11 protein-coding genes are annotated in these 13901 nt (G+C 49.3%); 7 read left to right on the top strand and 4 right to left on the bottom strand.

Annotated elements, in window-relative coordinates; translation table 11 throughout:
• The first annotated feature begins 101 nt into the window (after positions 1 to 101).
• The 3 genes from dapB (at position 102) to AACZ40_RS13735 (ending at position 2681) form a co-directional block, all read left to right on the top strand.
• On the top strand, positions 102 to 905 hold the full coding sequence (dapB, locus tag AACZ40_RS13745; RefSeq protein WP_291170334.1) for a 4-hydroxy-tetrahydrodipicolinate reductase: 804 nt from the start codon (positions 102 to 104) through the stop codon (positions 903 to 905).
• Positions 906 to 1204: 299 nt separating this feature from the next.
• Positions 1205 to 1759: a hypothetical protein gene (locus tag AACZ40_RS13740; protein WP_291170335.1), complete on the top strand. Its 555-nt coding sequence runs from the start codon at positions 1205 to 1207 to the stop codon at positions 1757 to 1759.
• A gap of 94 nt (positions 1760 to 1853) precedes the next feature.
• Positions 1854 to 2681 carry an AAA family ATPase gene (locus AACZ40_RS13735; protein WP_291170336.1) on the top strand — a complete coding sequence of 276 codons (828 nt, stop codon included), beginning with the start codon at positions 1854 to 1856 and terminating at the stop codon, positions 2679 to 2681.
• A gap of 28 nt (positions 2682 to 2709) precedes the next feature.
• Here AACZ40_RS13735 and AACZ40_RS13730 read toward each other — a convergent pair whose 3' ends face one another.
• The 4 genes from AACZ40_RS13730 to AACZ40_RS13715 form a co-directional block, all read right to left on the bottom strand.
• Complete coding sequence (locus tag AACZ40_RS13730) at positions 2710 to 3489, bottom strand: ankyrin repeat domain-containing protein (RefSeq protein WP_291170338.1); 780 nt, start codon at positions 3487 to 3489, stop codon at positions 2710 to 2712.
• Positions 3490 to 3536: 47 nt separating this feature from the next.
• Complete coding sequence (locus tag AACZ40_RS13725; protein ID WP_291170340.1) at positions 3537 to 4499, bottom strand: zinc-dependent alcohol dehydrogenase family protein; 963 nt, start codon at positions 4497 to 4499, stop codon at positions 3537 to 3539.
• 353 nt (positions 4500 to 4852) lie between these two features.
• Positions 4853 to 5266, bottom strand: coding sequence for a hypothetical protein (locus tag AACZ40_RS13720; protein WP_291170342.1), 414 nt, complete (start codon positions 5264 to 5266; stop codon positions 4853 to 4855).
• 5 nt (positions 5267 to 5271) lie between these two features.
• On the bottom strand, positions 5272 to 5595 hold the full coding sequence (locus AACZ40_RS13715) for a hypothetical protein (RefSeq protein ID WP_291170344.1): 324 nt from the start codon (positions 5593 to 5595) through the stop codon (positions 5272 to 5274).
• A 13-nt stretch (positions 5596 to 5608) separates the two neighbouring features.
• Between AACZ40_RS13715 and AACZ40_RS13710 the strand changes: the two genes are divergently transcribed.
• From AACZ40_RS13710 to AACZ40_RS13695, 4 genes are all read left to right on the top strand, one after another.
• A complete protein-coding gene (locus AACZ40_RS13710; RefSeq protein ID WP_291170346.1) occupies positions 5609 to 7024 on the top strand; it encodes an IS4 family transposase in 1416 nt (471 codons plus the stop codon).
• A 777-nt stretch (positions 7025 to 7801) separates the two neighbouring features.
• On the top strand, positions 7802 to 9616 hold the full coding sequence (locus AACZ40_RS13705) for a PAS domain S-box protein (protein WP_291170348.1): 1815 nt from the start codon (positions 7802 to 7804) through the stop codon (positions 9614 to 9616).
• The gene (locus AACZ40_RS13700; RefSeq protein WP_291170350.1) at positions 9613 to 9999 is read left to right on the top strand and encodes a response regulator; all 387 of its coding nucleotides are present in this window, start codon (positions 9613 to 9615) and stop codon (positions 9997 to 9999) included. The genes AACZ40_RS13705 and AACZ40_RS13700 overlap by 4 nt, the downstream gene beginning before the upstream one ends.
• Positions 9999 to 13565, top strand: coding sequence for a PAS domain S-box protein (locus AACZ40_RS13695; protein ID WP_291170352.1), 3567 nt, complete (start codon positions 9999 to 10001; stop codon positions 13563 to 13565). The genes AACZ40_RS13700 and AACZ40_RS13695 overlap by 1 nt, the downstream gene beginning before the upstream one ends.
• Positions 13566 to 13901 lie beyond the last annotated feature (336 nt).

The raw sequence follows: 13901 nt of genomic DNA, 5'->3' as shown, positions 1-13901 counted from the left end.
CTAATGGAAAAAACAGGGGGCGTCGATTACGATCATCAGAAGCAGCCGTGTCCAGTCACACGGACAGATACAATCTATAGCAAAGAGAACGGGAGTCAGAGATGGGCGATCAACTACTCATAGGCGTGAATGGAGCCGCTGGTCGAATGGGGCAGCGCGTGGCAGTTCTGGTCTATCAGGATCCGGATTTGAAGCTGGGAGCCGCACTGGAATCAGAAAATTCACCGGCGCTCGGCAAAGATGCTGGCGAAGTCGCAGGCATCGGCCCCATCGGGATCGAGATTCAGTCAGAGTTGACGGATCGTGTGGATGTGATCATCGACTTCTCCTTGCCAGCCGGTCTGATCAAAATTGCCGGTATCTGCGCCGAACGACAGATTGGCCTGGTCGCCGCGACCACGGGGCTGACACCCGAGCAGCGGAATGAAGTCCTCACCGCTTCACAGACCACGCCCCTGATTCTGGCCCCCAATATGAGCCTGGCAGTGAACCTGATGATGAAACTGGTTCGTGAAGCCTCGCACTCACTGAAAAATTCGCCGGGGGGAGTCGATGTGGAAATCATCGAACGTCACCATCGATTCAAAGAAGATGCTCCCAGTGGAACCGCATTGCACTTCGGTGAAATCGTGGCTGATGAAATGGGCCAGACGGACCACGTTCATGGCCGGGAAGGGCGCCCGGGACCGCGACCCATCTGCGAGATTGGCTACCATGCGTTGCGCACGGGCGATAATGTCGGCGAGCATACCATTGTCTTCGGCATGATGGGGGAAACGATTGACCTCACCGTGCGTGGGCATACCCGCGACAGCTATGTGTATGGTGCATTGGCTGCTGCAAAATACCTGGTGACTCAAAAGCCTGGCCTCTACACCATGGCGGATGTACTCGGGTTAAATTAGCCTGTAACCCGGTTTCCCGTAGTCGCTCCAGGGGCATGTAAGACAGACATCATTGAACAGTGCCGCTCTGGTAAAGTGTGTGCGCAGCAGTCACTCATTCTGCCAGGGCTTCCTGTTTTACCAAGTCCGTGAAATGGTCAAGAGCCCTACACCCCGCAACCGATACAAGAAGAGCGCTGACTGCGTCTCTATAGAGCAGGTAACGAAGGAACCGGTGATTTGATTACTGGTTCTGATACTCAGGAATCGGGTATTTATCTGTCAATAATCAGGTTATTCAGCTCTCGAAGGAACGAGTGATGAGTTGGCTTAAGTCCATCAATTATAAGCATTTTCTGCAATTAATATCGAAAAGATATGCGACGTCTGCGCCCCGTTTTCTGTTCCGCTGGAATCAGACGACTAAGGTCTTTACAGGACTGCTGGCGAGCGTCTTCACCATGATGGCGTTGTTGTCGTTTTTCGGTTCACTGGAAGACCCGAAAGAAGAACCGGCTCAATCGCTGGCGCCTGTTCTCGGAGCCAGTGATGAACTCTCCATGGAGTTTGGTCTGGACGCGAAATTGCCTTTGCAGGCCCCGGCCCTGGCAGAACCAGACGCGCAGAGCACGGGTCAGCAGGAGTCACTGATTCAAACGGTCTCAGTCGATCAGGCTCCCCTCGCCGGGACAGATCAGGCTTCCGTTTTCCATGCCCTGGGACAGCAGTCGGGAAATCCTCACGGGCATATTCAGCAGGTTGGCGGAGATCATCCGATCTATGTGTCCCCCAGAAGGTCACCGGGAAATCAGCCCGTTTTACAGGATACAGAAGCGGCAGCCTGGCTGACAGGGGAAATCGAAACGCTGGAGTAATCGTCGGTAAACCAAATACATTATCTACTCTTAATCAATCAATTAAGTGTCAGTAAACACTCCGACACTGAAACATACGCGGGAATCAGAGTTTATGTATCAGACCTACTGGAATCTGAAAAGTGGTCCCTTTGAAGAAAAGATGGACGCTTCTTTTTTTTACGACAGCAATCCGCATCAGGCTGGCTTGTTAAAGCTGGAATATCTGATTGAAAACTGCAAGGGTGCCGGTCTGCTGGTAGGCGGTTCAGGAGTCGGAAAGTCTTATCTCTGTCATGTGCTGAAAAGTCAGCTGGATGAGATTCATCAGCCATTCGTGCATCTCGTGTTTCCCCAGTTGTCGCCGATCGAACTGATTTCGTACCTGGCAGTCGAACTGGGAGCGGAAGAAGCCGGGATTGAACCGATGGTTCCAGGCAAAGACCGGATCGTCCGGGCCCTGCATCGACAGTTGCAGATATTGTGTGAACAGGGTTACAAGCCGGTGATAGTCATCGACGAAGCGCATCTGATTGTCGATCAGCGGATCTTCGAAACATTGCATCAGCTGCTCAACTTTCAGCAGACTTCCGATATCGACTTCACACTGCTGCTGGTGGGCGACCAGTTACTGCTCAGCCATCTGCAGCGCTCGTCACAACTGGATAATCGGATTGCCGTGCGTTGTCTTCTGAAATCGTTTTCCGAAGAAGAAACGCAGAGCTACGTGGAACATCGACTGCAGGTCGCAGGCCGTTCTGAACCGGTCTTTGAACCAGAGGCATTCCAGACACTGTTCGAGCTGACACAGGGAAACCCGCGCAAGATTAATCGACTCTGCGACCTGGGTCTGCTGGTCGGTTACGCCGATGAACTCTCCCTGATTACTCCGGACGTCCTGGAAGCCGTCGCCGAAGAACTGGTGACATCGATCCCGGATTAGAAAAAGGTGTCTGCAAACACTTTACCGCTCAGTTTTTGTCGGACAATAACTTTGCCGTCTTTGTTTTATTCCTGCAGAGAGCATACGTTTCAGCTGTCTCTCCATCGCTGCAGACATGCTGAGGATTGGCACCTTTTTTGAGAAGCAGTTTTACAATTTCATAGCTCTGATCATCATCTAATGAATTTGATAAAGCACACAACTCAAGTGGTGTTGTATCATCGACATCAAATTGATTCAGATCAGCACCGTAGGAAATCAACAACGTTATGGCCTCATAATGTCCATATAAAATTGCCAAATGGAGCGCTGAGAAACCCTGATGTAGATTATTTATCTCCTGAGTGCATGATTTGAGGAGCTCACTCAAAGTGGATATTTCACCTTCACGTGCTGCAATTGCGATACGAGAGGCTCGGCGGACTTTTTTCCTGTCATCAATCAATTCATATTGAATCAAGGCATCTGTATCGGCTTTTAAATATATTTGTTTGCCATCCAGATCTAACTCAAACCCATCCTCTCCCACACCATCGTCAAGCTGAGCGACAGTAAATTCCTTTAATTTCTCCACCATCTCGTCGCTGAAGTTTTCTGGAACTGTATATGTAACTTCAAAGCCACTTCTATCATCCTCAATCCAACATCGGATAACTCCACCTGTGACTCCCAGATCTGCTAATTCGGAATCCAGGTAATCGGCTAACCTCTCTTCCGTAACTTCCGATTGATTTAAAGTCAGTAATGCTCTCTTGCCTGATTCTGATTCGTTAGAAATTTCTGCAAGCAGATAAAATGTCAAACGCATGTGATGACAACCTCATAATTTAATGCAACCAAAATGCAATTAAGTTATTAATCTTCGACTGCAATTGCGATCTTTCCTTGAACACCGTTATTGGAACTCTCCAGCCGGGTATGGGCGAGCGGAATGTCGGCAAGCGAATAGACGGCGCCTACGTGTGGCTGCAGTTGACCGCGCTCTATCAATGCGCTCAACTCATCAAGCTTGCCGCGGTTTTGTCTAGTGAAAACGAAGTGATAACTCGCGTTCTTACCCCAGGCCTGAATGACGTTTTGTGGCTGTGCAATGTCCACGATCGAGACAACGCGGCCCAGTTGCGCGAGCGTGTCGGGGCTGCGCGTCAATGTGTTGCCGCCGATGGTGTCGAATACGACATCGACTCCGCGGCCACCCGTTTCCCGCATAATCGCGTCGACATAATCCTCCTGTTTGTAGTCGATGAGCACATCGGCCCCCAAACTGCGTGCGAACTCAAAGTTTGCTTCGCGCACGGTCGTAAACACCCTCGCTCCCATGGCTTTTGCGAGCTGGATCGCCACATGACCGACGCCTCCCGCGCCGCCGTGTACCAGAATGCTTTCCCCCACTCTTAGCGCCGCACGGACGACCAGTGCTTCCCACGCAGTCCCACCAACCAGGGTCAGGCTTGCCGCCTCAAGATGGCTCAACGAAGCAGGTTTTTTTCCGATAATGCTTTCGGCGGCAACGTGGTACTCGGCATAACTTCCTGGCCCGTCAAATATTTGCGGGGTGTACCAGACTTCGTCTCCGGGAGAGAAGGTGGTCACACCCGGCCCGACTTCTTCGACAACGCCAGATACGTCGTGTCCGGTAATGGCCGGCAGTTGCACCAGGTCCGGATAATCGCCACGTCGGACCTGGAAATCCAACGGATTGATAGAGGTGGCATGTACCCGGACCAGGACCTCGCCAGAGTGCGGCACGGGCGTGGGTACGTCACAAAGTTCGAACGATTCCGGGCCGCCAAATGATTTCAGTACGATCGCTTTCATTGCAATCCTCATTTCTATAAACGTGTATATCGGGAATTGCCGTTATATGTGATAAAAAATTACGGTTCTTTCCGTATGATCTCGGCAAGAGCGCTGATGGTTAATTGAAAGGTCAAGCCACGTTAACCAGATATACTTGCGAACTTCCTCGGGAAGTTGTTTTACCATGTTGAACTGCTCAAAACTTAGCGTCTTCGTTCCGTGCCGCGGCCAGTCTCTTGTCAATTTGCGAATCCCGCTCGATCTCAGCGATCAATTCACCAGGATGGATGTGTGCTTCGTTGGGACCTGAAAAAGGTGTCAGGAAACAGAAAAGGTGCCATTCGGCCCAGACACTTTTTTGGCTTCCGATCCTATCGCATGAATGGAATCATCACTGCATCTCTTAGACATATTGCGCCATTATGCTCATAGAAATCTCCTCCTGCCTCAAGAATCTGTATCAATGGTTCATAAACACTTACCTCGTTCGGTTTTAATCCTAAATCCATTGAATGCAATTCTAGTAAATACCAGTAACAAATATGTTTAGTCGTTGGGGCATAATCTTTTTTATTGCTTAGAAATGCTTCGAGTCTCTCTTTGACATCTGTTGCTAATTCAATTTCAAAATTTCCAGATACATTGAAAATGGGTGTGTCGTGAGTAATTCGTCGAATTACACGTAAATATTCTTTCACACAAATGGCATATTGTCGTGCTAAATCATAATTAAATTCAGCAGAAATTGCTTCTAACCGAGAAATACCACGGGCAAGTGCGTTCATTGTTCTCATCCTGAAAAATCTTTCCACCTCTGAAGCTGTCTTTCATTCATTTTACCTGTCCAGGAAAATAAAAGGTTCCTGACACGAATGGCACTGCCGCTGATTTTTTGAGATGTAGCTGCGCAACGATCCCTTAGTGACGCTGTCACGTGTTTAATTTTTTGATTATTTGCCAGTTCGCTGGAAATTGAGTTTGGCAAAACCTCTCCTGGCATTATGCTGCGTTCTGGCAAGGCCTTCCCTGGGTTGTTCTGGGAAAGATATTTGACCAGGGAAGGTCCTATGCCATTTATATCAAATTCCCGTTTGAATGCTGCATCATTTTCCATTTTCAAACGCTCAATGCTGCAAGATGATTCACTCCCGCTGACAGATGTGATCGATGATCAGCGCTGGCAGCAGGTGTTTGACAAACACGATATCCATTTTGGTTCCGACCAGGACGCCGTCTACACACCCGCGATCACTCTCTGGGCGCTGCTCTCTCAGGTATTTTATTGTCAAGAGCATCGCAGCTGTAAAGCTGCCGTCATCCGTGTTGCCAGTTTATGGGTGGCGCTGGGCCGACGTGTCTGCAGCACCAATACGGGTGCTTATTGTCGGGCGCGACTCAAACTTTCCTTCACTGCGATCCGCGAAATTGTCCAGCAAATTGCAGCCGATGCCGAAGCCGCCTGCGAGCAGAACTGTGTCCAGACCAGAGAACAGTCGGCTGACCGTCTGAGCCCTCCCGCCGTGGCCGATGCGAAGTCGCAAGGTATCAGCGGTCGCATCCTGCTAGTCGATGGCTGCACCATCACCACGGCCGACACTCCTGAGAATCAGCGGGCCTATCCGCAGAACCCGGTTCAGAAACCGGGGCTCGGGTTCCCCGTGCTACGCTGCGTTTCTCTGATCTCGATGACCACCGGACTGCTGGTCGATCTGGTGAGCGGGTCTTACAGTGGTAAAGGCAGTGGTGAAACGGTCCTGCTCTGGCAAATGCTCGATGTACTCCGACCGGGAGATACACTGGTTGCGGATTCGTATTACTGCACGTACTGGCTGGTGGGTGCGTGCCGTGCGCGGGGCGTTCAAATACTGATGAAGAATCATCACCTGCGTGACGATCATCCCCAAAATGCACGGCGGTTGAGCAAACGGGAGAGACTGGTGACGTGGTCACGTCCTCCCGTCTGTCCTGACTGGATGAGTAAAGCTGAATATTGGCAACAGCCGGAGACACTGACCGTGCGCCTGGTTGATGTGCAAGTCAGCCAACCGGGATCTCGTGCCAAAACATTTACGATCGCTACCACGATTACAGATCGGAAAGCATGCCCGGCACACTGGATCGCCGCCGTGTATCAGAGCCGCTGGCTGATCGAACTGGATATTCGCAGCATCAAGTGTTCTCTGGGCATGGATATCCTGCGTGCGAAAACGCCTGCCATGGTGCTCACCGAACTCTGGTCGTGCCTGCTGGCGTACAATCTGATTCGGTTGAAGATGCTGCAGAGTGGCATGGCAACAGGCCGTGATCCGCGCTCACTTTCTTTTACCACCACGCAGCAGCTGCTGGGGACAAACTGGTTGCCAGGGATCGTTACCGGCATCTGCGCTGAGTTAGCCGCACTCGGACAGCAGGTTCCCTGCAGCGAACGTGTGGGACAACGCGCCGGGCGCGTAGAGCCTAGAGCCAATAAACGCCGCCCTAAAGTGCTGGCTTTGCTGAAGGTGCCCCGGTCTCATCATAAAATGCAGAGGGCACTAGTATGAACCTAAACCATTACACCACAACAGGCAGTGCCATTCGTGTCAGATACCAATCCATTAATCACGATTGCCGGGCGGTGACGCATTACGAACGGAACAGAAAAGGAGAGTCCGGCCGTCTGCAGTTATGTCTCCACCCAGGTCAAAATTCCGAGAATTAATGACGGGACCAGATTCTTTTCGATTTACCATTTCCAGTCGCATGAAGCAGGTTGGCAGCCGATGCCTGCAGGGAAGGGCGGAAAGGTTGTGTTCCGCAGAAACCTCAGGTTCCTGCAACGTGACATCAGTGATTTCTACCTCGTTTTGATCTGGTAGTGAATCACTCAACGATGTACATTGTTCGCCGCGATTCTTGAGCGAATCACACGGCTGGCGATTACACCGACGCAGGTTAAACAACATGAAGCTGAAGTGGATCAATTAATTGAAAACGGGGTTTCTCTCGCGGAAAGTCTACACAGAAACAGTATTGGTCGCAGAATAATAATTTGCTCGACAGCGCTTCTCGGATTTCAACAAGAGAATGACAGCAGAAGTGGAAAAAATCACTTCGTTTTAGACATGAGAAACAGCAATTGTTACAATCCATGCCTTGAGTGGCTCCTATCCGACCTACTATGTGAAATCTTAGATTAACTTATGACGATCTGCGGGATCAAACCCATATCAATCATTAATTGGAAAATCCATGTGACCGCAATGGGAGAGCAAAATGCTCTTATTCGCTTAATCAGCTAGTGACGATTGGGGAAACATGTTCATGACTGGAGGAAGATAGTGACTATTCGTAATACCTCCATGTCTCCGAATTGGTCCATTGAGCAATTGAACCAGTGGTTCAAGGTTCGAACGGCAACTATTGCGGCTGCATATGCAATTTCAGGCATTCTCTGGATCTTATTTTCGGATAGAATTCTGATCGCCGTTGTGTCTGATCCCTCGCGGGTTGCTCTTTTAGGAACCTACAAAGGCATTGCGTTTGTTACAGTGACGACTTTACTGTTGGTCATTCTCCTGAACAGAACTTTTAAAATTGCCAGTCAGGCTTATCGCGCTCTCAGTGAAGTTAAAGAGGCGTTACGGAATGAAAAAATATTTGCTGACACGATGATCGAGTCCATGCCGGGGATCATTTATTTCTACGACTCCGCGGGTTTATTCCTGCGCTGGAACAAAAACTTCGAGACTGTTTCCGGCTATTCTGACAGCGAGATCCTACATCTGCATCCTCGGGATTTTTTCCATGGGAACGATATTTTGCGAGTCGAAGAACGCATTCAGGAAGTATTTGCGCATGGAGAATCTTTTCTGGAAGCAAGATTTATCGACAAACAGGGGACAGCAACCCCGTATTTTTTCACTGGCAGTCGCGTACTTTATAAAGGCAAACTGTGCCTGGTAGGCATGGGAATTGATATTTCCGATCGGAAACAGGCAGAAATCCAACTGGCCAGAAGCGAGCATAAGTATCGAGAACTGGTCGAACAGGCCAACAGTATTATTCTGCGTTGGGATCGAAGCGGTCGAATTCAGTTTATGAATCGTTTCGGGTGCGAATTTTTCGGATACTCCTATGGCGAAATTGTCGGTCAGAATGTGATGGGGACGATCGTGCCCTCCACGGAAAGTAATGGACGTGATTTGAGTTTACTGATCGAAGAAATCTGCAATTCTCCAGAGACACACGAACACCTGGTCAATGAGAATATATGCCGCAACGGGAAACGTGTTTTGATCGATTGGACGAACCGGGTTCAACATAACGATCATGATAATGTCACCGAGATTCTGAGTATTGGAACTGACATTACGGACCGCAGGCGAATCGAGGTGGAACGGCAAATGCGAGAGCAGGCCGAGGCTGCCGACCAGGTTAAATCGGCATTTCTGGCGACAATGTCTCACGAATTGCGGACCCCGTTGAATTCCATCATCGGGTTCACAGGAATCATTCTCCAAGAGATGGCAGGTCCTCTCAATCAGGAGCAGCAAAAGCAACTCACCATGGTTCAAGACAGCGCCCGTCATTTACTGGCACTCGTCAACGATGTTCTGGATATTTCAAAAATCGAAGCAGGACAACTCGAAGTCTGTCAGGAATTTTTCGATATTCGTCAGTCGATCGAAAATGTGCTCAAAATCATGCGTCCCCAGATCGATAACCAGAACCTGACCCTGCAGACTCACCTTCCACCCGAGTTGAACCAGTTAAAAAGTGACCGACGACGCTTTGAGCAAATTCTGTTGAATCTGTTGAGTAATGCCGTCAAATACACTGAGCAGGGGGAAATTCAGCTTGAAGCCGTTATCCTCTACGACAATTCCCGGACAGAATCTGCGAAAGAAATCTTACAGATCAAGGTCTCTGACACCGGAATTGGAATTAAACAGGAGGACCTGGAATACGTGTTTGAACCATTCCGGCAGATTGATTCGGGAACTTCGCGAAAACATGATGGAACCGGTCTGGGACTGGCAATTTGCAGGCGCCTGGTTGAACTGATGGGGGGAGCGATTGACATCGAAAGTCAATGGGGTTATGGCAGCACTTTAACCGTGAAATTACCACTTACTCCTGCGGAGAAAATATGAAGTCACGTCTGCTGATCATTGAAGACAACCCCAATAATCGTTACCTGGTAACCTTTCTGCTGACGAAAGGTGGGCATGAAGTATTTGAAGCCGAAACCGGATCAAGTGGATTAGACATGGCCATCAAAATCAAACCGGATTTGATACTCCTTGATATCCAACTGCCCGAGATGGATGGATATTCTGTGATGCGTCACTTAAAACAGCATCCACAATTGAAATCGATTCCTATTGTGGCCGTCACATCCTATGCGATGCCTGGTGATCGGCAGAAGTGTCTGGATGCGGGAGCAGAAGGATATATTGAAAAACCGATTGACCCCAGTTCATTCGTTTTCGAGGTCGAGCAATTTCTTGAAGCATCAGACAAAGGGGGCCGGTGATGAGTCATATTTTAATTGTTGATGACGATGAAAGAAATCTTTATTTTCTCAGAGTCATACTGCAAGGAAGTGGTCATCAGGTCGAAGAAGCAAAAAACGGCCAGGAGGCGCTCACCTGTGCTGAGCAGAACACTCCCGACCTGATCATTTCTGATCTCCTCATGCCTCAGATGGATGGTTATGAACTGCTCCGTAAGTGGAAATCCCGGAAACAACTGCACTCCATTCCATTCTTTGTTTACACGGCAACCTACACAACTACAGAGGATGAACAACTGGCACTTGAACTCGGTGCCGACGCTTTTCTGATCAAACCAGCTGAGCCTGACCTGCTTAAAGCAAGAATTGATGAACTTCTCTCCCCAGATTTTCCCGAGACGAAACAGCTAAAAAAACAGTCAATCAACAGCCCAAAAATACTGGAACAATATTCCAGTGTCTTAGTCCACAAGCTGAATGAAAAGGTCCAGCAGTTATCGCAGGCCAACCACTCCCTCGAACAGCTACTGGAGCAGCATCGAGAAACCGAAGCGTCGCTTCGTGAAAGTGAAGCACGCTACCGGGGACTGTTCAATTCGGTTACCGATCCCCTGTTTGTTTACGACAGGGAAACGCTTCGCTATCTGGCAGTCAACGATGCTGCAGTCGATTCTTACGGGTACACCCGCGAAGAGTTTTTGACGATGACAATCGAAGAAATTCGGCTTGCCGAGGAAATCGCGCGTCTTAAAGAGATGCTGGCTAAATCAGGAACTGGCAAAGAACAACGAGGAATCTGGAAACATCAGCGTAAGTCGGGTGAAATATTTGAAGTCGAGATCTTTGCGTATGGATTGGAGTTCGCAGGACGTCCCGCCTGCCTGATCCAGGCTAGAGATCTGTCAGAGCAACGTCAGGCAGAAGCTAAAGCAACCCAGACATCAGAATTGTTACAGGCCGTTGTCAATGGTGTCAATGATGCTGTCTTCGTCAAGAATCGCGAAGGACGATATCTGCTGTTCAATCAGGCCGCGGCAAAATTCGTCGGCAAACCGATACAGGAAGTTATCGGAAAGGACGATACGGAAGTCTTTCCTGTACCAGATGCACAGCGAATTATGGAAAATGATCGCAAAGTCATGGAGTCGAACGAACTCCAGACGATCGAAGAAATTTTGGTAACATCCGAAGGTTCAAGAACATTTAGTGCCCACAAAGTTCCTTATCGTGACCAGTACGGCAATGTCATCGGTACCATTGGAATCTCACGAGATGTCACTGAACAACGCGAAGCAGAACTGGCCAGACGAGAAACCCAGGAGCGATTCCGACAACTCGCCGAGAATATTGAAGAAGTCTTCTGGCTGAGTGTTCCCAGCACTTCCGAGATACTCTACATCAGTCCCAGCTTTGAACGGATCTGGGGATATCCCTGTCATGAGCTATATGAAAATCCCAATTTGTGGCTGGAAACGATTCATCCGGACGACCTGCCTCGAATTCAGCAGGTTATACAAAATGAAGCCCTTACAGGGTACAATGTCGAATACCGCATCATCCGTCCCGATGAATCGATCCACTGGATTTCTGACAAGGCGTTTCCCATCCGAGATCAACAAGGCAATGTATTCCGGGTCGCCGGGGTTGCTCAAGATATCACGGAGCGTAAAGAAGCCAATATAGCTCTCGAAGCCAATGAAGCGAGATTTCGACTACTCACCAAAGCGACCAACGATGCCATTTGGGATTGGGACCTGAAAACTCAATCGTTGTGGTGGGGGGATGGCTTTGAGACCCTCTTTGGATTTTCTCGTGACGATGTCGAGCCGACGATCGAATCGTGGTACAACCGAATCCATTCAGATGACAGAGCCTGGGTCATCGATCAAGTCCATCAGGCCATCGAGTCGGGTGTTGAATCCTGGGAAGGAGAGTATCGATTCCTCCGCAAAGATGGCTCCTATGCCTATGTGCTTGACCGCGGGCATGTGTTGCACGATGAAAACGGAGTCGCAATCCGTATGATCGGTGGCATGATGGACTTGACGGAACGAAAACTGGCCCAGGAAACACTTCATCTGCGTGATCGGGCCATTCAGGCGGTTTCACAGGGAATTCTGATAACAGACGCCAGTGATCCTGATAATACGATCGTCTTCGCCAGCAAGGGTTTTGAACTGATTACGGGATACACGGCACAGGAAGTCCTTGGCACGAATTGCCGCTTCCTTCAGGGAGCCAGAACGAATCCGGAAACCGTAACGCAAATCCGTAATGCGATTCGTGATCGCCGCAAGTGTGATGTCGAGATCTTAAACTATCGAAAAGATGGCACGGCTTTCTGGAATCAACTTTCGATATCCCCTGTTTATTCTCCCGAAGGAAAGTTGTCCCACTTTGTGGGTATTCAAACCGATGTCACGGCCCGGAAAAATCTGGAAGAACAGTTTCATCAGGCCCAGAAAATGGAAGCTGTCGGGAAACTAGCTGGGGGAATTGCTCACGATTTCAACAATCTGCTCACCATTATCAACAGTTACAGCGAAATGCTTCTCGACGATCTAGGAGAGGATTTCCCGTTACGGGAATGGATTTCGCATATCCTGGATGCAGGTGATAAGGCGGCAGGACTCACGAAGCAGTTATTGACTTTCAGTCGGCAACATGTCATCGAACCCAAACTGATCGACCTGAACGAACTGATCCGCGGCACGGAAAATATGCTGCGCAGGTTGATTGGTGAAGATATTCTGCTTCAAGTCTCCCTGGAACGCAGACTAGATCAAGTGAAAATGGACCCCAGTCACCTCGAGCAGGTGCTACTCAATCTGGCAGTGAACGCCCGCGATGCCATGCCTCGTGGCGGAACACTCTCAATTGCCACCTGCATGATGGATCTGGACGAGACTTATTGTCAGCTCATCCCGAATCTCCAGCCAGGCCGCTTTGTTCTACTTACCATGAGCGATAGCGGTTCGGGTATTCCTGAGGATGTTAAACCTAAAATTTTTGAGCCGTTTTTTACAACGAAAGATGTCGGTAAGGGATCTGGGTTGGGACTTTCAACAGTCCATGGCATAGTGAAGCAAACTGGTGGAACTATAACCGTTTACAGTGAGATAGAGCAGGGAACGACATTCAAAGTCTATCTGCCGGCTACGATAACGTCTGGTGCTGAATATGATCCAAAAGCAACAACACTTTCAGTTTCTCGCGGCACAGAAACGATTCTGATCGCAGAAGATGAAGAAGCGGTCAGAACGCTTACCGCTCAGATTCTGAATAACTACGGGTACACAATTCACCTGGCGACCAATGGCAAAGAAGCGCTCGAATTCATGCAAATCAAGGGAGATGCCGTCGATCTGCTCATCTCTGATGTCGTGATGCCTCATCTGAGCGGGCGCGAACTGGCTGAGAAAGTTCATCAGATCCACCCCGATTGCAAAATTCTGTTCATGTCAGGCTACACCGACGACGCGGTGATTCGACATGGCGTCTTAGCAACAGAGTTCACCTTCCTCCAGAAACCATTCTCACCATTGAAGCTGGCACAAAAAGTCCGCCACATGCTCGATCAGAAATGACCAGACGATCATACGGTCGGCAACAGAGTTGCGGCCTTCATCCTTTCACCTGCTTTCTCAGGAAGACCCTGCCTGTCAGTAATGACCACGGCATTGATTGTTTTTTCCATGACCTGTTTCAGGGTTCGGATGCTGATTGAATTATCAGAGGTTAATTTCATGAATGGATGTGATCACCTTCCTTGATCTGGCTGACAATCGCTTCCAGTTCGTCAGAAGATAAAGGCGGGGTGCGTAGAATTTCGGTCATCTGATTGGTTTTTTCAATGGCGGTCAGAAAGACATCCTGCGCTTCCATTCTTCCTTTCTGGTAATACTCGGCTAACAGCTGATTTA

It is taken from the genome of uncultured Gimesia sp. (assembly GCF_963972345.1).
Lineage (GTDB): Bacteria > Planctomycetota > Planctomycetia > Planctomycetales > Planctomycetaceae > Gimesia.
Note: the sequence above shows the minus strand (reverse complement) of the source record. Positions and strands in the feature narration are given on the sequence as shown.